Annotated in this window: 25 protein-coding genes; 24 read left to right on the top strand and 1 reads right to left on the bottom strand. The window is 43.3% G+C overall.

All coding sequences use genetic code 11. The features are described 5' to 3' along the window. Positions 1-334 precede the first annotated feature (334 nt). From OCU38_RS12825 to glmU, 23 genes are all read left to right on the top strand, one after another. Positions 335-1,090 (top strand): amino acid ABC transporter substrate-binding protein, encoded by a 756-nt coding sequence (locus OCU38_RS12825; protein ID WP_261823307.1) that lies wholly within the window; start codon positions 335-337, stop codon positions 1,088-1,090. A 185-nt stretch (positions 1,091-1,275) separates the two neighbouring features. Beyond that, positions 1,276-1,947 (top strand): amino acid ABC transporter permease, encoded by a 672-nt coding sequence (locus tag OCU38_RS12820; RefSeq protein ID WP_261823306.1) that lies wholly within the window; start codon positions 1,276-1,278, stop codon positions 1,945-1,947. After that, the gene (locus tag OCU38_RS12815) at positions 1,944-2,681 is read left to right on the top strand and encodes an amino acid ABC transporter ATP-binding protein (RefSeq protein ID WP_261823305.1); all 738 of its coding nucleotides are present in this window, start codon (positions 1,944-1,946) and stop codon (positions 2,679-2,681) included. Before OCU38_RS12820 ends, OCU38_RS12815 begins: the two co-directional genes overlap by 4 nt. Positions 2,682-2,947: 266 nt before the next feature. Further along, the gene (gene rpmH / locus OCU38_RS12810; RefSeq protein WP_004400210.1) at positions 2,948-3,085 is read left to right on the top strand and encodes a 50S ribosomal protein L34; all 138 of its coding nucleotides are present in this window, start codon (positions 2,948-2,950) and stop codon (positions 3,083-3,085) included. 45 nt (positions 3,086-3,130) lie between these two features. Next, a complete protein-coding gene (gene rnpA / locus OCU38_RS12805; RefSeq protein ID WP_240432763.1) occupies positions 3,131-3,454 on the top strand; it encodes a ribonuclease P protein component in 324 nt (107 codons plus the stop codon). Continuing rightward, on the top strand, positions 3,421-3,678 hold the full coding sequence (yidD, locus tag OCU38_RS12800; protein WP_152822783.1) for a membrane protein insertion efficiency factor YidD: 258 nt from the start codon (positions 3,421-3,423) through the stop codon (positions 3,676-3,678). Before rnpA ends, yidD begins: the two co-directional genes overlap by 34 nt. A 2-nt stretch (positions 3,679-3,680) precedes the next feature. Then, positions 3,681-5,309 (top strand): membrane protein insertase YidC, encoded by a 1,629-nt coding sequence (gene yidC, locus OCU38_RS12795; protein ID WP_152822785.1) that lies wholly within the window; start codon positions 3,681-3,683, stop codon positions 5,307-5,309. 113 nt (positions 5,310-5,422) lie between these two features. Then, on the top strand, positions 5,423-6,784 hold the full coding sequence (gene mnmE / locus OCU38_RS12790) for a tRNA uridine-5-carboxymethylaminomethyl(34) synthesis GTPase MnmE (protein WP_261823304.1): 1,362 nt from the start codon (positions 5,423-5,425) through the stop codon (positions 6,782-6,784). 2 nt (positions 6,785-6,786) lie between these two features. Continuing rightward, entirely contained in the window at positions 6,787-7,227 is a 441-nt protein-coding gene (gene mioC / locus OCU38_RS12785) for an FMN-binding protein MioC (protein WP_261823303.1), read from the top strand. Positions 7,228-7,713: 486 nt separating this feature from the next. Then, the gene (gene mnmG, locus OCU38_RS12780; RefSeq protein ID WP_261823302.1) at positions 7,714-9,615 is read left to right on the top strand and encodes a tRNA uridine-5-carboxymethylaminomethyl(34) synthesis enzyme MnmG; all 1,902 of its coding nucleotides are present in this window, start codon (positions 7,714-7,716) and stop codon (positions 9,613-9,615) included. Continuing rightward, a complete protein-coding gene (gene rsmG / locus OCU38_RS12775) occupies positions 9,612-10,241 on the top strand; it encodes a 16S rRNA (guanine(527)-N(7))-methyltransferase RsmG (protein WP_261823301.1) in 630 nt (209 codons plus the stop codon). The genes mnmG and rsmG overlap by 4 nt, the downstream gene beginning before the upstream one ends. Positions 10,242-10,255: 14 nt before the next feature. Further along, positions 10,256-11,029 carry a ParA family protein gene (locus tag OCU38_RS12770; RefSeq protein WP_023404904.1) on the top strand — a complete coding sequence of 258 codons (774 nt, stop codon included), beginning with the start codon at positions 10,256-10,258 and terminating at the stop codon, positions 11,027-11,029. A 23-nt stretch (positions 11,030-11,052) separates the two neighbouring features. Beyond that, positions 11,053-11,946: a ParB/RepB/Spo0J family partition protein gene (locus tag OCU38_RS12765; RefSeq protein ID WP_261823300.1), complete on the top strand. Its 894-nt coding sequence runs from the start codon at positions 11,053-11,055 to the stop codon at positions 11,944-11,946. A gap of 140 nt (positions 11,947-12,086) precedes the next feature. Then, the gene (locus OCU38_RS12760; RefSeq protein ID WP_261823299.1) at positions 12,087-12,476 is read left to right on the top strand and encodes a F0F1 ATP synthase subunit I; all 390 of its coding nucleotides are present in this window, start codon (positions 12,087-12,089) and stop codon (positions 12,474-12,476) included. Between the two features lie 8 nt (positions 12,477-12,484). Then, positions 12,485-13,291: a F0F1 ATP synthase subunit A gene (gene atpB, locus OCU38_RS12755; protein ID WP_023404901.1), complete on the top strand. Its 807-nt coding sequence runs from the start codon at positions 12,485-12,487 to the stop codon at positions 13,289-13,291. 44 nt (positions 13,292-13,335) lie between these two features. Next, positions 13,336-13,593 carry a F0F1 ATP synthase subunit C gene (atpE, locus tag OCU38_RS12750; protein ID WP_017029793.1) on the top strand — a complete coding sequence of 86 codons (258 nt, stop codon included), beginning with the start codon at positions 13,336-13,338 and terminating at the stop codon, positions 13,591-13,593. 60 nt (positions 13,594-13,653) lie between these two features. Next, positions 13,654-14,124, top strand: a complete 471-nt coding sequence (atpF, locus tag OCU38_RS12745; protein WP_023404900.1) for a F0F1 ATP synthase subunit B — start codon at positions 13,654-13,656, stop codon at positions 14,122-14,124. Between the two features lie 14 nt (positions 14,125-14,138). Next, complete coding sequence (gene atpH / locus OCU38_RS12740) at positions 14,139-14,672, top strand: F0F1 ATP synthase subunit delta (RefSeq protein ID WP_023404899.1); 534 nt, start codon at positions 14,139-14,141, stop codon at positions 14,670-14,672. Positions 14,673-14,685: 13 nt separating this feature from the next. Then, positions 14,686-16,227: a F0F1 ATP synthase subunit alpha gene (gene atpA, locus OCU38_RS12735; RefSeq protein ID WP_261823298.1), complete on the top strand. Its 1,542-nt coding sequence runs from the start codon at positions 14,686-14,688 to the stop codon at positions 16,225-16,227. 44 nt (positions 16,228-16,271) lie between these two features. Next, entirely contained in the window at positions 16,272-17,138 is an 867-nt protein-coding gene (gene atpG, locus OCU38_RS12730) for a F0F1 ATP synthase subunit gamma (RefSeq protein ID WP_023404897.1), read from the top strand. 34 nt (positions 17,139-17,172) lie between these two features. Beyond that, positions 17,173-18,576 (top strand): F0F1 ATP synthase subunit beta, encoded by a 1,404-nt coding sequence (gene atpD / locus OCU38_RS12725; RefSeq protein ID WP_021714808.1) that lies wholly within the window; start codon positions 17,173-17,175, stop codon positions 18,574-18,576. 18 nt (positions 18,577-18,594) lie between these two features. Beyond that, positions 18,595-19,017: a F0F1 ATP synthase subunit epsilon gene (locus OCU38_RS12720; protein WP_021714809.1), complete on the top strand. Its 423-nt coding sequence runs from the start codon at positions 18,595-18,597 to the stop codon at positions 19,015-19,017. Between the two features lie 389 nt (positions 19,018-19,406). Beyond that, positions 19,407-20,774: a bifunctional UDP-N-acetylglucosamine diphosphorylase/glucosamine-1-phosphate N-acetyltransferase GlmU gene (glmU, locus tag OCU38_RS12715; protein ID WP_261823297.1), complete on the top strand. Its 1,368-nt coding sequence runs from the start codon at positions 19,407-19,409 to the stop codon at positions 20,772-20,774. A 58-nt stretch (positions 20,775-20,832) separates the two neighbouring features. Here the strand turns inward: glmU and OCU38_RS12710 are convergent, their stop codons facing one another. Beyond that, entirely contained in the window at positions 20,833-21,597 is a 765-nt protein-coding gene (locus tag OCU38_RS12710) for an amino acid ABC transporter permease (RefSeq protein WP_390625261.1), read from the bottom strand. A 71-nt stretch (positions 21,598-21,668) separates the two neighbouring features. Here OCU38_RS12710 and OCU38_RS12705 point away from each other — a divergent pair, with 71 nt between their 5' ends. After that, complete coding sequence (locus tag OCU38_RS12705; RefSeq protein WP_021714812.1) at positions 21,669-22,445, top strand: transporter substrate-binding domain-containing protein; 777 nt, start codon at positions 21,669-21,671, stop codon at positions 22,443-22,445. Positions 22,446-22,450 lie beyond the last annotated feature (5 nt).

The raw sequence follows: 22,450 nt of genomic DNA, 5'->3' as shown, positions 1-22,450 counted from the left end.
ATCGACCCCACAATACGAGTAGATTAAAAATAAAGGAGAGTAATTTTACCCCCAGATTATCAAGATCGCTAGCAAATGATCGAAGATCCAGTGTATAAGATCAAAGTTATTCACAATTAATCATGAGAATTACCCAAGATCGAGCTGATTACCCACAGAATTACTCTTATATAGAGCTCTTAGCTGACTAAAGCCTAGGTTATCCCCAATGTTTTTCACAATTTTTTGCCGCACGATAATGCTAAAACCAAGGGTTATTGTTAATAACTTTTAAGTATTAGATTAAGTTTCACTTAACTGTAATATTCGTTGCATAAACACGTGGAGTAGTAGTATGAAAAACTGGATAAAAGGCTTAATTTACGCAGTTGCACTAGTAGCAACTTTAGGACAAGCAGCATATGCTGCCACGGAAGTGAAAGTGGGCATGTCAGGTCGCTATTACCCGTTTACTTTTGTAGAGAAAGATAAACTGCAAGGGTTTGAAGTCGACATGTGGGATGAAATTGCACGTCGCAATGACTACGATGTGAAATACGTAACCTCTAGTTTCTCAGGCCTATTTGGCATGCTAGAAACAGGACATATCGATACCATTTCTAACCAAATTACTCCAACAGATGCACGTAAAGCTAAATACCTTTTCTCTGACGCTTATGTAGTGAATGGCGTGCAAATTACTGTACGTAAAGGTAATGACAGCATTAAAACCATCGATGACCTATCTGGTAAAACGGTTGCTGTTAACTTAGGTTCTAACTTTGAACAAATTTTACGTGAACACAATAAAGACAACTCAATCAATATCAAAACCTACGACACTGGTATTGAGCATGATGTAGCTCTAGGCCGTGCTGATGCATTTGTTATGGACCGTCTATCTGCTCTAGCACTGATCAAGAAAACAGGCTTACCACTACAACTTGCTGGTAAACCTTTTGAAACTATCGATAGTGCACTGCCATTCGCGAAAAACGAGAAAGGCACTAAATTGCAAAAAGAAGTAAATGAAGCTCTTACAGCAATGCGCAAAGACGGTACACTGGCTAAAATTTCAAACAAATGGTTCGATGCTGATATCACTAAATAATAGTGTAGCTATATAGATTCAGCTGAGCCGAATTTGGCTTATAGCCCACTATTTCATTAGAAATAGTGGGCTTTGCTTTTTACACAACAAGATGTAAAAACCGAGGTTTTAATAGCTATTTTTTTTAATAACTATGGGTTTAATAACTGAGGTTTAAGCATAGATTCTAAACATGGATTATAAACATGGGTTTTGATTTCAACTACATGCTGGAGTTATTGCCGATACTGTTTAAGTATTTGCACATAACACTAGAGATGGCGGTATTAGGTGGCATTTTTGCCCTGATTTTTGCGCTTATTCTGGCCAATATTCGAGTGTTTAAGATCCCAGTATTGGATCAGCTTAGTCAGCTCTATATTAGCTTTTTCCGTGGTACACCCCTTCTAGTACAACTATTTCTGCTGTATTACGGATTGCCACAAATATTCCCTATATTAGTGGGCATAGATGCTTTTACCGCCACTATCATCGGCTTAACTTTGCACTTTGCTGCCTATATGACGGAAAGTATCCGCGCCGCCATCATAGGTATTGATCGCAGCCAAATGGAAGCCTGTCGCTCTATCGGCATGACCACACGCCAAGCAATGCAACGCGTAATCTTGCCGCAAGCAACCCGAGTTGCATTGCCTTCTTTGATGAACTATTTCATCGATATGATCAAATCAACGTCACTGGCTTTCACACTTGGTGTGGCCGAAATAATGGCGAAGGCCCAAATGGAAGCTTCTTCAAGTTTCCGATTCTTTGAAGCATTCCTAGCGGTGGCTCTTATCTATTGGCTAGTGGTTATCATCCTAACTCGAGTGCAAATCTGGGCAGAACATAGATTGAATAAGGCGTATCAAAGATGATTAAGCTAAAGAACATACACAAACGCTTTGGCGACAGCGAAATTCTGAAAGGCATTGATATAGAGATCGAAAAAGGCGAGATTATCGTCGTGATTGGCTCTAGTGGTACAGGTAAATCTACCCTACTACGTTGTGTTAACTTCCTGGAATCTGCAGAGCAAGGCGAAATTAGCATAGATGATACCTATGTAAACTGCGCTAAGCACAGCAAAGCTGAAGAGCTCGCCTTGCGCCGTAAAACTGGCTTTGTATTCCAAAATTATGCGCTATTTGCTCATATGACTGCTCGTCAAAACATTGCTGAAGGGCTAATTACTGTCCGTGGCTGGAAAAAATCCCAAGCCTTACAGCGAGCGCAAGAGATTTTGGACGATATTGGTTTGGGTGACAAAGGCGATAGCTATCCGGCATCCCTTTCCGGTGGTCAACAGCAACGTGTGGGGATTGGTCGCGCAATGGCGTTTGAACCAGAACTGCTGCTGTTTGATGAACCTACCTCAGCACTCGATCCTGAATGGGTTGGCGAAGTGCTTAGCCTAATGAAAAAATTAGCGGCTCAACACCAAACAATGCTGGTGGTGACCCATGAAATGCAATTTGCTCGTGAAGTTGCAGATAGAGTGATCTTCATGGCCGATGGGCATATTATAGAGCAAGGAAAACCTGGGGATATCTTTGGTAACCCACAAGATCCTCGCTTAATAAAGTTCCTAAATAAAGTTGGGATCAAATAAGATCCTTGTGCTTTGATTTTTTACACGTATAATCCGTCGACCGGAATTTCTAGTCAGCTAGCTTTATTGACTGTCTATTTATAGATGTAAGATAAAGATAACTTGTCTTGGGGTTAAACCAATCATTGACTATTTTGAATACAGTGATTACAATTCCGCCTCTTTGTTGAGAGACGTCGGTATCCCTCTTATATATAAGAGAGATATATAGCCCACGTCGGGTTTAACAAGAACCTAAAAACTACTGATCAGTAAAGGTAATAACCATGTCTAAACGCACTTTTCAACCTTCAGTTCTAAAGCGTAAACGTACTCACGGTTTCCGTGCTCGTATGGCTACTAAGAACGGTCGTAAAGTAATTAATGCACGTCGTGCAAAAGGCCGTGCGCGCCTTTCAAAATAATTCGCGATTATTTTGACTACGTACGCGTTCAATCGGGAGTTACGTCTGTTAACTCCCGAGCATTATCAAAAAGTCTTCGAAAAAGCTCATAGAGCTGGTTCCCCTCATTTTACTATTATCGCTCGTAACAATTCTCTTTCTCATCCAAGACTCGGATTAGCTGTACCTAAAAAGCAAATAAAAACTGCTGTAGGTCGCAATCGATTTAAAAGGATAGCAAGGGAAAGTTTCCGTCTTAATCAACACAAACTTGCTAACAAAGATTTCGTTGTTATCGCAAAGAAAAGTGCCCAAGAATTAAGCAATGATGATATGTTTAAACTCTTCGATAAGTTATGGCAAAGACTTTCTCGCCCCTCGCGTGGATAGCGATAGGTCTAGTTAACCTATATCGATTTGGTATTAGTCCGTTTATCGGGCCACGCTGTCGTTTTACCCCAACCTGCTCCGAGTACGCAATATTGGCATTAAAAAGCCACGGATTTGTAAAAGGGTGTTGGTTATCGGGCAAACGTCTATTAAAATGCCACCCTTTAAATGATGGCGGATACGATCCTGTACCACCTAAAAACACAACAAACAGAGATAAATAACGATGGGTTCTCAACGTAATATTCTGTTTATCGCATTAGCTATGGTTTCATTTTTGCTATTTAAACAATGGCAAACACATACAACCCCTGTAGCTCCTGTGACTAATCAGGCACAATCTAGTACTGATAGTACTTTGCCAGCACCTTCATTCACGGATGAAATGGCAGATCCTGCTCCAGAAGCACACCACACGGCAAGCATTGTATCCGTTAAAACTGACGTACTTAATCTATCTATCGATTCTGTCGGTGGTGATGTAGTGTCCGCTAAGCTCAATGACTATGCTAAAGATTTCGGTTCAGAAGAACGTTTCGTTCTTTTGCACAAAGAAGGCAATAAACAATATATTGCACAGAGTGGTCTAATTGGTCCTCAAGGTATCGATTTAAGCAGCCAATCTCGCCCTCACTACAAAGTGAGCTCAGACAGCTTTACGCTAGCTGATGGCCAAGATGAATTGCGCATCCCAATGACTTTCTCTGCTAATGGCATTAACTACACCAAAACCTTCATCCTAAAACGCGGTAGCTATGCTATCGATGTTGTTTACGATGTAGAGAACAATTCTGGTGCTAATGCAACTGTAGGTATGTACGCACACCTTCGTCAAAACCTACAAGACGCTGGTGGCAGCTTAACAATGCCTACTTACCGTGGCGGCGCATACTCAACAGAGTCTACTCGCTACAAAAAGTACAGCTTCAAGAATATGGAAGAGCGTAACCTTCAACAAAACCTAAGCGAAGGCCAAGGTTGGGTTGCAATGCTTGAGCACTACTTCGCTTCAGCTTGGGTACCTCGTGATGCACAAGGTGCAACCCTATACACTCGTGTAGTGGGTAACCTAGGCGATATCGGTGTTCGTCTTCCAAACAAAACTATCGCAACAGGTCAAACTGGTGAAATAAAGTCAACTCTTTGGGTTGGTCCTAAACTTCAAAACCAAATGGCGGCTGTAGCACCACATCTTGAGCTAGTAGTTGACTACGGTTGGTTATGGTTCATCGCGAAACCACTACACTGGTTACTATCTATGATTCAAGGCGTAGTAGTTAACTGGGGTCTAGCAATCATGGTTCTGACTTTCATCGTTCGTGGTGCTATGTACCCACTAACAAAAGCTCAGTACACCTCTATGGCTAAAATGCGTATGCTACAGCCTAAGCTAGCGGCTATGCGTGAGCGTATTGGTGATGACCGTCAACGTATGAGCCAAGAAATGATGGCGCTGTACAAGAAAGAGAAAGTAAACCCACTGGGTGGCTGTCTACCTCTTGTTCTGCAAATGCCTATTTTCATCTCTCTATACTGGGCACTAATGGAGTCGGTTGAACTACGTCACTCTCCATTCTTTGGTTGGATTACTGACCTTTCGGCTCAAGACCCGTACTACATCCTGCCTCTATTGATGGGTGCAAGTATGTTTATGATTCAGAGAATGAGCCCAACAACAGTAACGGATCCACTACAGCAGAAGATCATGACCTTTATGCCGGTTATGTTTACTTTCTTCTTCCTATGGTTCCCATCTGGTCTAGTTCTATACTGGTTGGTATCTAACGTTGTTACGCTAATTCAGCAAACGTTGATCTACAAAGGTCTAGAGAAAAAAGGCTTACACTCTAAATAGAGCTTAAGCTAGCCAATATGAATAAGAGAAGGCGACCTTAGGGTCGCCTTTTTATTTTTTACTTGTTGTCGTTTAAGTATACAATTTACCTAATTATTTCAATTGAGACGAACATGACTAACGATACAATTGTGGCTCAAGCTACAGCGCCCGGACGTGGCGGAGTCGGCATTATTCGAGTTTCAGGCCCACAAGCTAAGCAAGTCGCTAAACTAGTTGCTGGCCGTGAGCTTCAGCCAAGAAGAGCAGAATACCTCCCTTTCGTCGACGATGAAGGCCGCCAACTGGATCAGGGCATCGCACTGTATTTCCCCAATCCTCACTCTTTTACTGGAGAAGATGTTTTAGAACTGCAAGGCCATGGTGGCCCAGTCGTTATGGATATGCTGATAAAACGCATCCTAAGCATTGCCAATATCCGCCCTGCTCGACCTGGTGAGTTCTCAGAGCGCGCTTTCCTCAACGATAAGATGGATTTAACGCAAGCTGAAGCCATTGCTGACCTTATTGATGCCAGTTCTGAAGAAGCGGCTAAATCTGCGCTACAGTCGCTACAGGGCGAATTTTCAAAACGAATTACCACCTTAGTAGAGTCATTGATTCATCTGCGTATTTATGTCGAAGCTGCCATTGATTTTCCAGAAGAAGAAATTGATTTTCTAGCCGATGGCAAAGTCAGCAATGACTTGCAAACTATCATCAATAACCTCGAAGCCGTGCGCGCCGAAGCTAACCAAGGCGCCATTATGCGTGAAGGCATGAAGGTAGTGATTGCCGGTCGTCCGAATGCGGGTAAATCTAGCCTACTGAATGCCTTGTCAGGCAAAGAGTCAGCCATTGTGACCGATATTGCCGGTACCACGCGAGATGTGCTTCGTGAGCATATCCACATCGATGGTATGCCACTGCATATCATAGATACCGCAGGTTTACGTGAAGCTTCTGACGAAGTTGAAAAAATCGGTATTGAGCGTGCTTGGGAAGAAATTCAACAAGCCGACCGCGTGCTGTTTATGGTGGATGGCACGACAACAGATGCGACAAATCCGTTGGATATCTGGCCTGATTTCGTGGATCGATTGCCGGATAACATGGGCATGACAGTGATCCGTAATAAAGTCGATCAAACCCAAGAAAACTTAGGCATCTGCCATGTTAACGATCCAACACTGATTCGCCTTAGCGCCAAGACAGGTGAAGGGGTTGATGCGCTGCGTACTCACCTAAAAGAGTGCATGGGCTTCTCTGGTAACACAGAGGGAGGCTTTATGGCACGTCGCAGACACTTAGATTCACTGGATAAGGCCGCAGAACACCTGTCGATTGGTCAACAGCAGTTAGAAGGCTATATGGCGGGTGAGATCTTGGCAGAAGAGCTAAGAATCACTCAGCAACATCTAAATGAGATCACTGGCGAGTTTAGCTCAGATGATCTTCTAGGTAGAATTTTCTCATCATTCTGTATAGGTAAATAACAATGTCGACAATTCATTTAATCACAGGTAGCACCTTAGGTGGCGCAGAATATGTTGCCGATCATCTTAGCGATTTACTGCAAGAATTGGGCAAAGATACCGAAATTCATAACCACCCAAACCTTAATGACATCGATCCTCAAGGCACTTGGTTAGTCGTCACTTCTACCCATGGAGCAGGCGACTACCCTGAAAACATTCAGCCTTTTATTGCGCAACTTCAAGATACACCACCCAATACTCAAGCGCTAAACTACAGCGTGATTGCCATTGGTGATTCAAGCTACGACACCTTTTGTGGTGCGGGATTACATTGCCATGAGCTACTAGAAGATATTGGCGCTACAGCATTAGCGGAGTGTCTAACCATAGATGTTCTGCGTCATCCGGTCCCAGAAGAAGCCGTTGAAGATTGGTTTGAAGACCATAAACACCTGTTCTAACCTTCTATTTCGTCTCAATATCTAAACAATAGCCAAGCCGCTGGTGCCCTAAAAAGCTCCGCGGCTTTTCTTTTTACCTTTCATTTGTTCATAAAAACAGCAGTTAAAAAATTATTTTCTGTGGATAACTACATAGGTATTCAGTGTTTAACCTATAGTTATCCCAATAACAACTTATAGTGATCCACTACCCTGTGAATAAGTAGCTATTTTGATCCCAGTTAATACAGAGTTAGATCCACTCAAGATCACAGAAAGTGATCCTCTTAAAGTTGTTGATCTTATTGATCAAATTCTACTTATCCACACTAGATCGCTTGCTTAATAATAGATCTAATAAAAGATCTATATAAAGATCTTATATATATTTAAGAGACTGTAAATTGTGTAAAACATTAAAAGCAATTTTCTAATGATCAGAAAGAAGGTAGAATACGCCTCCTTTTTGTTCACTCATTTCACGATAGCAATATTCGAGGTCAACTCATGTTTTATCACGAAAAATTTGATGTCATCATCGTTGGTGGTGGTCATGCTGGTACTGAAGCAGCCTTATCTGCAGCAAGAACAGGCCAAAAGACACTGTTGTTGACTCACAATATTGACACTTTAGGTCAGATGTCTTGCAATCCGGCCATTGGCGGTATTGGTAAAGGTCACCTTGTGAAAGAGGTTGATGCTATGGGTGGATTAATGGCACGCGCCATTGATCATGCAGGTATTCAATTTAGAACTCTAAACGCTTCCAAAGGTCCAGCTGTTCGCGCGACGAGAGCGCAGGCTGATCGTGCATTGTACAAAGCGTTTGTTCGTACAGAATTAGAAAACACTCCTAACTTAACTTTGTTTCAACAGTCGGTCGATGATCTGATCGTTGAGAATGATCAGGTCAGGGGTGTTATTACACAAATGGGGCTTAAATTCGAAGCCAAAGCAGTTGTGTTGACCGTTGGTACCTTCCTAGGCGGAAAGATCCATATCGGAATGGAAAGCGCGTCAGGTGGCCGTACAGGTGATCCTTCATCGATCGCTTTAGCGCACAGATTACGTGATCTTCCATTTAGAGTGGATCGACTAAAAACAGGGACTCCACCAAGAATTGACGCTCGCAGCGTTGATTTTAGTCAACTTGAAGTGCAACACGGTGATAATCCAACTCCGGTTTTCTCCTTCATTGGCAACCGTAATCAGCAACCACCTCAAGTGCCTTGTTATATCACCCATACCAATGAATCCACTCATGAAGTGATTCGTAATAACCTTGATCGAAGCCCTATGTACGCTGGGGTTATCGAAGGTATTGGTCCTAGATATTGTCCATCAATTGAAGACAAGGTGATGCGTTTTGCCGATAAAAACAGCCACCAAATCTTTATTGAACCTGAAGGACTGAGCACTCACGAACTGTATCCAAATGGCATTTCAACTAGCCTTCCTTTTGACGTTCAAGTACAGATTGTTCGCTCAATGAAAGGTTTTGAAAATGCACATATCGTGCGCCCAGGTTACGCCATTGAGTATGATTTCTTTGATCCTAGAGATTTAAAACACACTTACGAGACCAAGTTCATTAAAGGGCTTTTCCTAGCCGGTCAGATCAACGGTACTACTGGTTACGAAGAAGCGGCAGCACAAGGCTTGATGGCGGGTTTGAACGCCAGTTTGTTCTCTCAAGAAAAAGAAGGTTGGTCACCGCGTCGCGATCAAGCTTACATGGGCGTATTGATTGATGATTTATCAACCATGGGCACTAAAGAACCGTATCGTATGTTTACTTCGCGCGCAGAATATCGATTGCTACTACGCGAAGACAATGCCGATATCCGTTTGACCGAAAAAGCACACGAGCTGGGCTTAATTTCTGAACAACGTTGGGCACGCTTTAATCAAAAAATGGAAGGTATGGCCACGGAACGTCAACGACTAGCAGGTATATGGGTTAATCCAAAATCTGAAGGTGTGACTGAGCTTAACAAGCTACTAAAAACGCCGTTAACCAGAGAAGCAAGCGGTGAAGATCTTCTACGTAGACCTGAGCTAAATTATCAACAGCTGACTGAGCTAGATACCTTTGCTCCTGCTCTTGAGGATCAACAAGCCTCTGAGCAAGTGGAAATTCAGGTGAAATACGAAGGTTATATTCAGCGTCAGCAAGACGAAATAGCCAAATCTATGCGTCATGAAAATACTCTAATCCCTTATGAATTTGACTACGCTCAAGTTTCTGGACTGTCGAATGAAGTGGTTGCCAAGCTATCTGATATGAAACCAGAGACTATTGGTATCGCATCTCGCATCTCAGGAATCACACCTGCAGCCATATCTATTTTGCTAGTTTGTCTTAAAAAACAAGGGCTTTTGAAAAAAGGCGAGGAAATTGCAAAATGAGTTTACACCAACAATTAGAATTACTTGTTGCAAAAACAGAATTGTCAGTTTCACCAAAACAGATTGATCAGTTGGTCGGCTATGTGGAACTATTGAACAAATGGAACAAAGCCTACAACTTAACGTCAGTACGCAATCCTAGCGATATGTTAATTAAGCATATTATGGATAGTATTGTGGTGTCGCCCCATTTAGAGGGACAGCGATTTATTGATGTAGGTACAGGCCCAGGTTTACCTGGTGTTCCTTTGGCGATAATGAACCCCGATTGTGAGTTTTTCCTTCTAGATAGTCTTGGAAAGCGCATTCGCTTTATCAAGCAAGTGTTGCATGAACTTAAAATTGAGAACGTCACTCCTGTTCTTAGCCGAGTTGAAGAATTTCAACCTGAACAGAAGTTTGATGCTGTTTTAAGTAGAGCATTTGCTTCAATGACCGACATGGTGAATTGGTGTCGTCATTTGACCAAAGATGATTCTGGTGTGTTCGTGGCTCTAAAAGGCCAAGTCTCACAAGAAGAGGTAGCGCAACTTCCTGATTGGTGCAACGTGATCAGCGTCAAACCTTTGATAGTACCTGAGCTCGATGGTGAGCGACATCTTGTAATCTTACAAGACCAAGATTAGGGAAGAGTTTGAGCGTGGGAAAAATTATATCAATTGCCAATCAGAAAGGTGGTGTAGGCAAAACCACAACCTGCGTTAACTTAGCCGCTTCGATGGCAGCGACTAAGCGCAGTATTTTAGTGATCGATCTCGATCCTCAAGGCAACGCCACTATGGCAAGTGGTGTGGATAAGTACCAAGTAGAAACAACAGCTTATGATCTACTTGTGGAAGAAACTCCGTTTGCAGAGGTCGTGACTCACTCAAAAACAGGTGGATACGACCTGATTGCAGCCAACGGCGACGTAACGGCAGCAGAAATTAAATTGATGGAAGTGTTTGCTCGAGAAGTTAGGCTAAAAAATGCCCTCGCAAACGTACGTGATCAATATGACTTTATTTTTATTGATTGCCCACCATCACTTAACTTGCTGACAATCAACGCCATGGCAGCTTCTGATTCCGTATTAGTGCCAATGCAGTGTGAGTATTTTGCACTAGAAGGCTTGACCGCTTTGATGGATACCATCAGTAAGCTAGCGGCTGTAGTAAATGAAAATTTAAAAATAGAAGGCTTGTTGCGAACAATGTTTGACCCAAGAAACCGTCTTTCTAATGAGGTTTCGGATCAATTGAAGCAACACTTTGGCACTAAAGTTTATCGTACGGTGATTCCTAGAAATGTACGCTTAGCTGAAGCTCCAAGTCATGGCAAACCAGCAATGTATTATGATAAACATTCAGCTGGAGCTAAAGCTTATCTTGCCCTTGCGGGGGAGATATTGCGCCGTGAAGAAGTTACAGTATAAAAAATTTCTAAGGAACAAGATAAATGTCAAAGCGCGGTCTAGGTAAAGGATTGGATGCACTGTTATCGACAAGTGCGATAGCAAGAGAGAAAAACACTCCAACTCATGAGTCTGATGTAGTGAGTACATCGACGAGTGGAGACATGCAAGATATTGCTGTAGAGCGTTTACAGCCGGGTGTTTATCAGCCTCGAACAGAGATGAATGAAGACGCCCTAGATGAGTTGAGCGCATCAATTCGCTCTCAAGGCATCATTCAACCGATTGTTGTTCGCCAAGTCGACAACAATAAGTATGAAATTATCGCAGGTGAAAGACGTTGGCGTGCAGCCAAACAAGCGGGGCTAACTCAGGTTCCTTGTGTTGTTAAGCGTGTACAAGACAAAGCCGCTATTGCGATGGCCTTGATTGAAAACATTCAACGTGAAAATTTAAATGCCGTTGAAGAAGCGCATGCGTTAGAGAGTTTAAGAACTAAATTCGAGTTATCGCATCAACAAATAGCTGAAGTAATAGGAAAATCGCGAACAGCGGTAAGTAACCTGTTACGTTTGAATCAGTTAGAAGTAGAAGTTAAAAAGTTGGTTTCTGATGGATTATTGGATATGGGGCATGCCAGAGCTCTTTTAGCAATTGATGGGAAGCAACAAGTTGAGTTGGCGCAAAGCGCAGTTAAAAAACAACTTACAGTTAGACAAACGGAACAGCTGGTAAAAAAAATCCTTCAGCCGCCAACCAAAGAAGATAAAAAAGTCATCGATCAAGAGGCGGTTTCTTTGTCAGAAAAATTGTCAAAAACACTAGGAAATGAAGTTTCTTTGATTAGAAACAAAAGTGGTACAGCAAAATTGACGATTAGTATTGACGAGCCTCACAAATTAGAACTGTTAATCGCGAAGCTTGAACGCATCGTGTGATAATCGGTTCAGTTCAAATAGATCCATATTGTATGTATTTTTCGTGAATTTTCACATGCAATACATGAAGTTGGATACATAATTCGAAATTTTTGCTTGACTAATTTTGAGCAAAAGTTGTTTTTCGAGGAAATGAATACATGGTAACTGCGTTAGCTAGACCTGGGCGAGAGCTTGCAAAGCGTTTGCTTATGATCGAGTTTAGCGCGGTTATGTTAGTGGCAATCGGGATAAGCATAACTGTTAATCCTAGTTGGGGACTATCGGCACTTATTGGTGGTGGCATTTTTGTTGTTGCCAATGCGGTGTTTTCATTATTTGCGTTCCTGTATGCAGGCGCTAGAGCGGTCAAATTTGTCGCTTTTTCGTTTTATACAGGTGAAGCGCTTAAGATACTCCTAACTATAGTTTTGTTTACCCTTGCCTACGTGTATATGGAGTTGGAACTTGTTCCTCTCAAGCTAACCTATTTGCTGGTCTTACTTATAAATATGTTTGCGCCAGTGTTTTTTATTAACAAAAGAAAATAGGAAAAGTTATGGCTACGCCTGGTGAAGCGTTGACATCTTCCAGTTATATCGACCACCACTTACAACATCTATCTTTAGCTAAGTTAGGCGTTGTAGCTGAGGGTAGTTTCTGGAATGTGCATATCGATAGCCTGTTCTTTTCTGTGTTAACTGGTGTGTTATTCCTTTGGGTATTTCGCTCAGTAGCTAAGAAAGCAACAACTGGTGTACCAAGCCGATTGCAATGTGCTGTAGAAATGGTAGTGGAATTCGTTGGTGAGAACGTAAAAGACACTTTCCATGGACGCAACCCGTTGATTGCACCGTTGGCATTAACAATATTCGTGTGGATTATTTTAATGAACTTGATGGACCTTGTGCCTATCGACTTCTTACCTTATCCAGCACAGCTAGCCGGCATCCCTTATCTTAAAGTGGTTCCGACAGCTGACGTGAGTATTACGATGTCTATGGCACTCGGTGTTTTTGCTCTGATGATTTACTACAGCATCAAAGTTAAAGGCATCGGTGGCTTTGCTAAAGAATTAGCACTGCATCCTTTTAACCATCCACTCATGATTCCGTTCAACTTATTGTTGGAAACGGTATCCCTACTGGCAAAACCTATCTCTTTAGGTATGCGCTTGTTCGGTAACATGTTTGCAGGTGAGGTTGTGTTTATTCTTTGTGCTGCAATGCTCCCTTGGTACTTACAATGGGTAGGTTCTCTACCTTGGGCTATCTTCCATATTTTGGTTATTTTGATTCAAGCCTTTGTATTTATGATGCTAACGATCGTATATCTATCGATGGCTCATGAAGATAGTGATCACTAATTTTATAAACGTAAACTCTAAAATTTTTATTGGAGAATTTTCAAATGGAAACTGTTCTAAGTTTTTCTGCTGTTGCTGTAGCGATCATCGTTGGTCTGTGTTCAGTAGGTACTGCTATTGGCTTCGCTATCCTAGGTGGTAAATTCCTAGAAGGCGCTGCACGCCAACCAGAAATGGCCCCAATGCTGCAAGTTAAGATGTTCATCATCGCGGGTCTTCTAGATGCGATCCCAATGATCGGTATCGTAATCGCACTGCTATTCACATTTGCAAACCCATTTGTTGGTCAACTAGCAGGTTAATCAGTAGATCGTAGATCATTCATCTGAAACTTTGTTGATTAATTAAAAGGGGTAGCTGTTGTGGAAATGAACGCAACTCTGCTAGGTCAAGCAATCTCGTTTGCAATGTTTGTATGGTTCTGCATGAAGTATGTATGGCCACCAATCATTGAAGCGATCGAAGAACGTCAGAAGAAAATTGCTGACGGTCTATCTGCCGCTGAACGCGCAGAAAAGAACTTGAACCTGGCACAAGCCAACGCTTCTGAACAATTAAAAGAAGCGAAGCGCACAGCAACTGAGATCATCGATTCAGCGAACAAACGTAAAGCTCAAATTATTGATGAAGCACGCGAAGATGCACAGGCGGAACGCCAAAAAATCTTAGCGCAAGCTGAAGCAGAAGTTGAAGCTGACCGTAGCCGCGCTCGCGATGAACTGCGCAAACAAGTTGCTACTCTGGCTATTGCTGGTGCCGAGAAAATCTTGGAGCGCTCAATCGATAAAGATGCGCAACAAGATATTCTTGAAAACATTACTGCAAAACTTTAATACAAGGGGCGCTTATGTCGGATTTGGTAACAATCGCACGCCCCTATGCTAAAGCAGCATTCGATTTTGCGGTAGAAAAAGACACGTTAGACCAATGGGGTCAAATGTTGGCTTTTGCTGCCGAAGTAACGAAGCACAAAGAAATTTCTGATGTATTAGATGGCTCATTAACAGCCAACAAATTATCAGAACTGCTCATTGTGGTTTGTGGCGAACAACTTGATGAACATGGTCAAAACCTGCTTAAGGTGATGGCAAGTAACGGTCGATTAAAGGCGTTACCTTCTGTTCTAGCTGAGTTTTTAGCTCTTAGACGAGAGCACGACAAGCTTATTGATGTGGATGTTATTTCTGCTTCTGAGCTGTCGAAACAACAGCAAGACAACATGATTAGCAAGTTAGAGCAACGCTTTGACCGCAAAGTGAAGCTGAATTGCAGTATAGATGAGACCCTACTTGGTGGGGTTATTATTCGAGCCGGAGACCTAGTCATTGATAACTCAGCGCGAGGTCGTTTGAACCGCCTGAGCGATGCATTGCAGTCTTAATGGGGATTGGAGCATGCAACTTAATTCCACGGAAATTAGCGATCTAATTAAACAACGTATTGAATCTTTCAACGTTGTAAATGAAGCTCGCAACGAAGGTACTATCGTTTCGGTAAGCGATGGCATCATTCGTATCCACGGCCTTGCAGACGTTATGCAAGGTGAAATGATTGAATTACCGGGTGGCAAATACGCACTCGCACTTAACCTTGAGCGTGACTCGGTTGGTGCAGTAGTAATGGGCCCATATGCTGACCTACAGGAAGGCATGAAAGTTACAGGTACTGGTCGTATCCTTGAGGTTCCAGTAGGCCCTGAATTACTAGGTCGTGTTGTAAACACACTGGGTGAGCCTATTGATGGTAAAGGACCGATCAACGCTGCACTAACTTCTCCTGTAGAAGTTATCGCACCTGGCGTTATCGACCGTAAGTCGGTAGACCAACCTGTACAAACTGGTTATAAGTCAGTTGATTCCATGATCCCTATCGGTCGTGGTCAGCGTGAACTTATCATCGGTGACCGTCAGACTGGTAAAACAGCGTTGGCAATTGATGCCATCATTAACCAGAAAGATTCTGGTATTTTCTCAATTTATGTAGCAATCGGCCAGAAAGCTTCAACCATCGCAAACGTGGTTCGTAAGCTTGAAGAGCACGGTGCACTAGCCAACACAGTAGTTGTTGTTGCTTCTGCATCTGAATCTGCTGCACTGCAATACCTAGCGCCTTACGCGGGTTGTGCAATGGGTGAATACTTCCGCGACCGTGGCGAAGACGCATTGATCATCTACGATGATCTGTCTAAGCAAGCGGTAGCGTACCGTCAAATCTCTCTACTACTGAAACGTCCACCGGGCCGTGAAGCATTCCCTGGTGACGTATTCTATCTTCACTCTCGTCTACTAGAGCGTGCTGCTCGTGTAAACGAAGAGTATGTAGAGCGTTTCACCAAGGGTGAAGTAAAAGGTAAGACAGGTTCTTTGACCGCTCTTCCTATTATCGAAACCCAAGCAGGTGACGTATCAGCATTCGTACCTACAAACGTAATCTCGATTACTGATGGCCAGATCTTCCTTCAAACTGAACTATTCAACGCCGGCGTACGTCCAGCGGTTGACCCAGGTATCTCGGTATCTCGTGTAGGTGGTTCAGCGCAGACTAAGATCATCAAGAAATTGTCTGGTGGTATTCGTACAGCACTAGCTCAATACCGTGAACTAGCAGCATTTGCTCAGTTCTCTTCAGACCTTGATGACACGACTAAGAAGCAACTTGATCACGGTGCAAAAGTGACAGAACTGATGAAACAGAAGCAATACGCTCCTATGTCAGTGTTCTCACAAGCCCTTGTTATCTTTGCTGCTGAGCGTGGTTTCCTAGAAGATATTGAACTTAATAAGATTCTAGATTTTGAAGCCGCTCTACTGTCGTATGCTCATGGTCAGTTCGCTGATCTAGCGGAAGAGATCAACCAAACGGGTGCTTACAACGACGACATTGAAGCTCAGCTTCAAAAAATCGTCACTGATTTTAAAGCAACCCAAACCTGGTAATTGGTTGGTGACTTGAAAGAGTCACCTACTAACGGAGAGTAACGATGGCCGGCGCAAAAGAAATACGTAATAAAATCGGTAGTGTTAAAAGCACACAGAAGATTACGAAAGCAATGGAAATGGTAGCCGCTTCAAAAATGCGTCGCTCGCAAGATGCGATGGAAGCGTCCCGTCCATATGCAGAAACAATGCGTAAGGTGATCGGTCATTTGGCTAGCGGTAGCCTAGAGTACAAACATCCGTACCTAGAGGAACGCGAAGCCAAGCGTGTTGGTTACATCATAGTTTCTACTGACCGTGGTTTGTGTGGTGGCTTGAACATTAACTTGTTCAAAAAAGCCATTCTAGATATGCAAACTTGGCAGGAAAGTGGTGCTGAAATTGACTTAGCCGTTATCGGCTCAAAGGCAACAGCATTCTTTAACAACAGCGGCGCGAAAGTAGCAGCTCAAACTTCTGGTCTGGGTGATAACCCAAGTCTGGAAGATTTGATCGGTTCAGTACGCGTTATGTTGAAGAAATATGATGAAGGTGAGTTGGATCGCCTCTTCATAGTGTTCAATAAGTTTGTGAACACTATGGTTCAAGAACCAACGATCGATCAATTACTGCCTTTACCTAAATCAGACAGCGAAGAAATGCAGCGTGACCATCAGTGGGACTACATTTACGAGCCAGAGCCGAAACCTTTGCTAGATGCATTGCTGATTCGTTATATCGAATCTAGTGTGTATCAAGGCGTGGTTGAGAACCTAGCTTGTGAGCAGGCCGCTCGAATGGTGGCAATGAAAGCTGCAACGGATAACGCAAACAACCTGATCGAAGATTTACAGCTTGTGTATAACAAAGCTCGTCAGGCTGCGATTACCCAAGAGCTATCAGAAATTTGTTCTGGTGCCGCTGCGGTTTAGTTTTAGGACAACGAATTAGTTTAGAGGATTAACAATGGCTACAGGTAAGATCGTAGAGATCATCGGTGCGGTAGTCGACGTAGAGTTCCCACAAGGCGAAGTACCACGTGTATACGACGCACTTAACGTAGTTGACGCTCCAGAACGTTTAGTTCTTGAAGTTCAACAACAGTTAGGCGGTGGCGTAGTTCGTACTATCGTAATGGGTAGCTCAGACGGTTTACGTCGTGGACTAGATGTTATAAATACTGGTGCTCCAATTACAGTTCCAGTAGGTACTAAAACTCTTGGTCGTATCATGAACGTTCTTGGTGACGCGATTGATGAGTGTGGAGATATCGGTGCTGAAGAGCATTACGAAATTCACCGACCAGCACCTAGTTATGAAGACCAGTCAAACGCGACTGAACTTCTAGAAACTGGTGTTAAAGTTATCGACTTGGTTTGCCCATTCGCTAAGGGTGGTAAAATCGGTCTATTTGGTGGTGCAGGTGTAGGTAAGACCGTTAACATGATGGAACTTATCAACAACATCGCACTACAGCACTCTGGCCTATCCGTATTTGCGGGTGTAGGTGAGCGTACTCGTGAAGGTAACGATTTCTACTTTGAAATGCAGGAAGCGGGTGTTGTAAACATCGAAAAACCTGAAGAATCAAAAGTAGCAATGGTTTACGGTCAGATGAACGAGCCACCGGGTAACCGTCTGCGCGTTGCACTGACAGGTCTTACTATGGCGGAGCGTTTCCGTGATGAAGGCCGTGACGTACTGTTCTTCGTAGATAACATCTATCGTTATACCCTTGCGGGTACAGAGGTATCAGCACTTCTAGGTCGTATGCCATCTGCGGTAGGTTACCAGCCAACTCTTGCAGAAGAGATGGGTGTACTACAGGAGCGCATCACGTCTACGAAGACGGGTTCTATCACATCTGTACAGGCGGTATACGTACCTGCGGATGACTTGACGGATCCATCTCCAGCAACCACGTTTGCTCACTTGGATGCAACGGTTGTACTTAGCCGTAACATCGCTGCTATGGGTCTATACCCTGCGATTGACCCATTGGATTCTACATCTCGTATGCTTGATCCATTGGTTGTTGGTCAAGAGCACTACGATGTGGCTTCAGGCGTTCAAACTACGCTACAGCGCTATAAAGAGCTAAAAGATATCATCGCAATCCTAGGTATGGATGAGCTTTCTGAAGAAGATAAGCAAGTGGTATCTCGTGCGCGTAAGATTGAGAAGTTCCTTACTCAGCCTTACCACGTAGCGGAAGTATTTACGGGCGACCCAGGCGTTTACGTACCTCTTAAAGAGACTCTACGTGGATTTAAAGGCCTACTAGCTGGTGATTACGACGACATTCCAGAGCAAGCATTCATGTACTGCGGTAGCATTGATCAAGCTCTAGAGAACGCTAAGAAGCTATAAGTCTGATTAGGAGGCAATATGGCAGCAATAACCTTTCACCTTGACGTAGTTAGCGCAGAGAAAAAACTGTTTTCTGGGCGCGTAGAAACGTTCCAGGTGACCGGTAGCGAAGGTGAGCTTGGTATTTTCCACGGCCACACTCCGCTGTTGACCGCTATTACTCCTGGTATGGTTCGCATCGTGAAGCAACACGGCCACGAAGAGTTTATTTATGTCTCTGGTGGTATTGTTGAAGTTCAGCCTGGTACAGCAACTGTACTGGCTGATACAGCAATTCGTGGTGAAGATATCGATGCTTCTAAAGCAGAAGAAGCCAAACGCAAAGCTGAAGAGAGCATTCTTAATCAGCACGGCGACATGGACTTTGCTCAGGCAGCCAGTGAATTGGCTAAAGCGATTGCTCAAGTTAGAGTTGCAGAACTTACTAGAAAGCGTCGCTAATTTATTAGCCATAGCGTATCGAAAAAAGGTGGCCCTAGGGTCACCTTTTTGTTTTGTGCCAAATCTAGGATGTTTAGGTTAATATATAGCTAGGCGACTTATATCGCTAAGTGACTTCAGGATGCGACGATAGAATGCGTGTCATCCTGAGGTCACTTAGTGATGTAAACATGTAATACCAATCGTACTAAATAACTGGTCATTCTAGCTTGTTAAAATACTCGATAACGGCGTTAGAATTTTTGATTGTAGAATAACTACTTATCAAAAAATCCTGCCTTGTTCTCGAGCATTTTTCCTGCGCTATTTCTGACCACTTACTTAGTGTGATTGGTATAACTCAACGTTTAAAACAATAATAATTCACGATCAGTTTCAAGGAATAGGTGATGAACAATTTTAGTGCTGTGATTCTGGCTGCGGGCAAAGGCACTCGCATGTACTCTAAAAAGCCAAAAGTACTGCATACATTGGCCGGCAAACCAATGGCAAAGCATGTTATTGATACGTGTGTGGGTCTAGAAGCTAACAACATCCATTTGGTGTTTGGTCACGGCAGTGAGCAAATGAAAGCAACGCTAGCAAACGAGCCAGTAAACTGGGTTGAGCAGCGCGAGCAATTGGGTACAGGGCACGCAGTTGATCAAGCATCACCTCACTTTTCTGATGATGAAAAAGTATTGGTTCTTTACGGTGACGTACCTCTGATCACCAGTGAAACTGTATCGGCACTACTTGATGGTCAACCAGAAGGTGGCGTAGGGCTGCTAACGGTTGTTTTGGATAATCCTATGGGTTACGGCCGCATTGTGCGTGACAACGGCTCTGTAGTGGCTATCGTGGAACAAAAAGATGCCACAGAAGAGCAAAAAGCCATTTGTGAAATCAACACAGGTGTATTGGTTGCAGACGGTAAAGATTTAAAACGTTGGTTGTCTAACCTCAGCAATGATAATGCTCAAGGCGAATACTACTTAACGGATATTATTGCTGCTGCGCATAACGACGGTAAAAAAATTGAAGCAGTACATCCTGCTAGCGCCGTTGAAGTGGAAGGCGTAAATGATCGTCGTCAACTGGCTCGTCTAGAGCGTGCTTACCAGCAAATGCAGGCCGACAAACTGTTAGAGCAAGGCGTAATGCTTCGCGATCCTAGCCGTTTTGATCTACGCGGCTCTTTGCAATGCGGTATGGATGTTGAAATCGATGCTAACGTCATCATTGAAGGTAGTGTGACTATCGGTGATAACGTGACTATCGGTGCAGGCTGTGTGCTTAAAGATTGTGAAATTGATGACAATACCATCATCCGTCCATATTCAGTGATTGAAGATGCGACCGTTGGTGAAGAGTGTACTGTTGGGCCATTTACTCGTCTGCGCCCAGGTGCTGAACTGTGTAATGATGCTCACGTAGGTAACTTTGTGGAAGTGAAAAACGCCCGCATTGGTCAAGGTTCTAAAGCCAATCACTTAACTTATTTAGGTGATGCTGAAATTGGTGAGCGCACTAACATTGGCGCAGGTACCATTACTTGTAACTACGATGGTGCGAACAAATTTAAAACCAACATAGGTAATGATGTATTCGTGGGCTCTGACAGCCAGCTTATTGCTCCAGTGACTATTGCTGATGGTGCCACCATAGGTGCAGGCTCTACTGTAACTAAAAATGTCGGCGAAAATGAGCTGATCATTTCTCGCGCTAAAGAGCGTCGCATCGCTAACTGGCAGCGTCCGGTAAAGAAGAAAAAATAGACTGAGCGCCATCTAGATATAGACTCAAAAATAACCCCGCTAATTGCGGGGTTATTTTTTAATGGTTGGGTATCGCGTAGCGCCTTTCAAGCCAACGAACGCCTTGTGAGACCGCGAGTATCAACACCAAATACTCTAAAACTAGGAAGGTATAAATTTCTAGAGGTAAGTACTCATTAACCACCAGCTCATTGGCACGTCTAGTCAGGTCGCTTAAACCGATAACACTGACCAAAGAAGACATCTTCAATATGTAGACAAATTGATTGCCTAAAGGTGGCAGTATTTGACGTAGAGCTTGCGGAAATATCACCAAGCGCATGGTCTTCCAATAACTTAATCCTAATGAGTGCGCCGCTTCATGTTGCCCGCGATGAATCGCCTGAATCCCCCCTCTAAATACCTCTGCCATAAAGGCACTTTCAGCAATAGATAACGCAATCACTCCCGCCCAATAATGATCGAGAGAAATGTCCATTAAGGTGGGGAGACCATAGTAGACCCAAAGCAATAGCACCAGTACAGGAATAGAGCGTATGGACTCGACGTAGACTCTGTTAACGCCGCGTATATAGGGGTTTTCTGACAGCGCCGGAAGGGCAACAAAAAAGCCAATTAACATGGCAAAACACATACTAAGCAGCGAAACGCTAATGGTGGCACTAAAACCATCAATCAGAAATTTTACATTGGTTAGGCCTTGCTCCGTGGACGGATCAAGCACATACCATCCCCACTCATAGTCAGAACAACCAGTGAGAAAAACACAACAAAGTGACACAGTGAGAAGATTAAATTTCAAAATATGCCCATCCTTAAGCATACTGTTGAGTATAAACTGGTATGGTATCAGTACCACAAAGTAAACGTTACTGATTTTTAAAAGGATTTATGATGAAAAAGTTACTTTTAGCATTGGGGCTATCTCTTGTAACACTCTCTTCTGCCGTGGCAGAAACCAGTCGACTGCAAGAGATTTTAAGCAGTGGGGTATTAAGGGTCGGCACGACCGGTGACTGGAACCCTATGACCATGAAAAACCCAGCTGACAACAGCTACCGAGGTTTTGATATTGATGTCACCACCGAGCTTGCTAAAGATCTTGGGGTGAAAGTGGAATATGTAGCCACGGATTGGAAAACATTGGTCAACGGCATTACCGCTAACAAATACGATATAACAGGTAGTGCATCTCTTAATATGTCTCGCGCGAAAGTCGCCGGTTATAGCCAACCTTATTTTTACTTAGCCTTTGTGCCTGTAGTGCCGAAAAAAGATCTCGATAAATACTCTGATTGGGCTGACTTTAATCAGCCGGATATTAAAGTGGCCGCCACTCTTGGCACTGTGCAAGAAAAAATGGTGAAAGACTTCTTCCCACAAGCACAGCACATAGTGATTGAAGCGCCGGCAAGAGACTTTCAAGAGTTATTGGCGCGCAGAGCGAACGTATCGGTAACCTCAAACGTAGAAGCGGCAACGCTGGTGGAGAAGTTTAAACAACTTGCGATAGTGCCCGTTAAAGAGCCGAAAAATCCAACGCCAATCTCCATGTTACTGCCGCAAAAAGACCAAGTATGGATCAACTATGTGAATCATTGGGTTGAGCTAAAAACCACTCAAGGCTTCTTTGATAAAACAGCTAAGAAGTGGGGATTAACGAGCTTATAGAGCTT

This window comes from Vibrio neonatus, from assembly GCF_024346975.1.
GTDB classification, from domain to species: domain Bacteria; phylum Pseudomonadota; class Gammaproteobacteria; order Enterobacterales; family Vibrionaceae; genus Vibrio; species Vibrio neonatus.
This window is presented reverse-complemented; position numbering and strand designations above follow the sequence as displayed.

Excerpts from the sequence above, each read along its gene's own strand:
- OCU38_RS12825 (WP_261823307.1), top strand. The coding sequence starts at position 335 with ATGAAAAACTGGATAAAAGGCTTAATTTACGCAGTTGCACTAGTAGCA.
- OCU38_RS12820 (WP_261823306.1), top strand. The coding sequence starts at position 1,276 with ATGGGTTTTGATTTCAACTACATGCTGGAGTTATTGCCGATACTGTTT.
- OCU38_RS12815 (WP_261823305.1), top strand. The coding sequence starts at position 1,944 with ATGATTAAGCTAAAGAACATACACAAACGCTTTGGCGACAGCGAAATT.
- rpmH (WP_004400210.1), top strand. The coding sequence starts at position 2,948 with ATGTCTAAACGCACTTTTCAACCTTCAGTTCTAAAGCGTAAACGTACT.
- yidD (WP_152822783.1), top strand. The coding sequence starts at position 3,421 with ATGGCAAAGACTTTCTCGCCCCTCGCGTGGATAGCGATAGGTCTAGTT.
- yidC (WP_152822785.1), top strand. The coding sequence starts at position 3,681 with ATGGGTTCTCAACGTAATATTCTGTTTATCGCATTAGCTATGGTTTCA.
- mnmE (WP_261823304.1), top strand. The coding sequence starts at position 5,423 with ATGACTAACGATACAATTGTGGCTCAAGCTACAGCGCCCGGACGTGGC.
- mioC (WP_261823303.1), top strand. The coding sequence starts at position 6,787 with ATGTCGACAATTCATTTAATCACAGGTAGCACCTTAGGTGGCGCAGAA.
- mnmG (WP_261823302.1), top strand. The coding sequence starts at position 7,714 with ATGTTTTATCACGAAAAATTTGATGTCATCATCGTTGGTGGTGGTCAT.
- rsmG (WP_261823301.1), top strand. The coding sequence starts at position 9,612 with ATGAGTTTACACCAACAATTAGAATTACTTGTTGCAAAAACAGAATTG.
- OCU38_RS12765 (WP_261823300.1), top strand. The coding sequence starts at position 11,053 with ATGTCAAAGCGCGGTCTAGGTAAAGGATTGGATGCACTGTTATCGACA.
- OCU38_RS12760 (WP_261823299.1), top strand. The coding sequence starts at position 12,087 with ATGGTAACTGCGTTAGCTAGACCTGGGCGAGAGCTTGCAAAGCGTTTG.
- atpB (WP_023404901.1), top strand. The coding sequence starts at position 12,485 with ATGGCTACGCCTGGTGAAGCGTTGACATCTTCCAGTTATATCGACCAC.
- atpE (WP_017029793.1), top strand. The coding sequence starts at position 13,336 with ATGGAAACTGTTCTAAGTTTTTCTGCTGTTGCTGTAGCGATCATCGTT.
- atpH (WP_023404899.1), top strand. The coding sequence starts at position 14,139 with ATGTCGGATTTGGTAACAATCGCACGCCCCTATGCTAAAGCAGCATTC.
- atpA (WP_261823298.1), top strand. The coding sequence starts at position 14,686 with ATGCAACTTAATTCCACGGAAATTAGCGATCTAATTAAACAACGTATT.
- atpG (WP_023404897.1), top strand. The coding sequence starts at position 16,272 with ATGGCCGGCGCAAAAGAAATACGTAATAAAATCGGTAGTGTTAAAAGC.
- atpD (WP_021714808.1), top strand. The coding sequence starts at position 17,173 with ATGGCTACAGGTAAGATCGTAGAGATCATCGGTGCGGTAGTCGACGTA.
- OCU38_RS12720 (WP_021714809.1), top strand. The coding sequence starts at position 18,595 with ATGGCAGCAATAACCTTTCACCTTGACGTAGTTAGCGCAGAGAAAAAA.
- glmU (WP_261823297.1), top strand. The coding sequence starts at position 19,407 with ATGAACAATTTTAGTGCTGTGATTCTGGCTGCGGGCAAAGGCACTCGC.
- OCU38_RS12710 (WP_390625261.1), bottom strand. The coding sequence starts at position 21,597 with ATGCTTAAGGATGGGCATATTTTGAAATTTAATCTTCTCACTGTGTCA.
- OCU38_RS12705 (WP_021714812.1), top strand. The coding sequence starts at position 21,669 with ATGAAAAAGTTACTTTTAGCATTGGGGCTATCTCTTGTAACACTCTCT.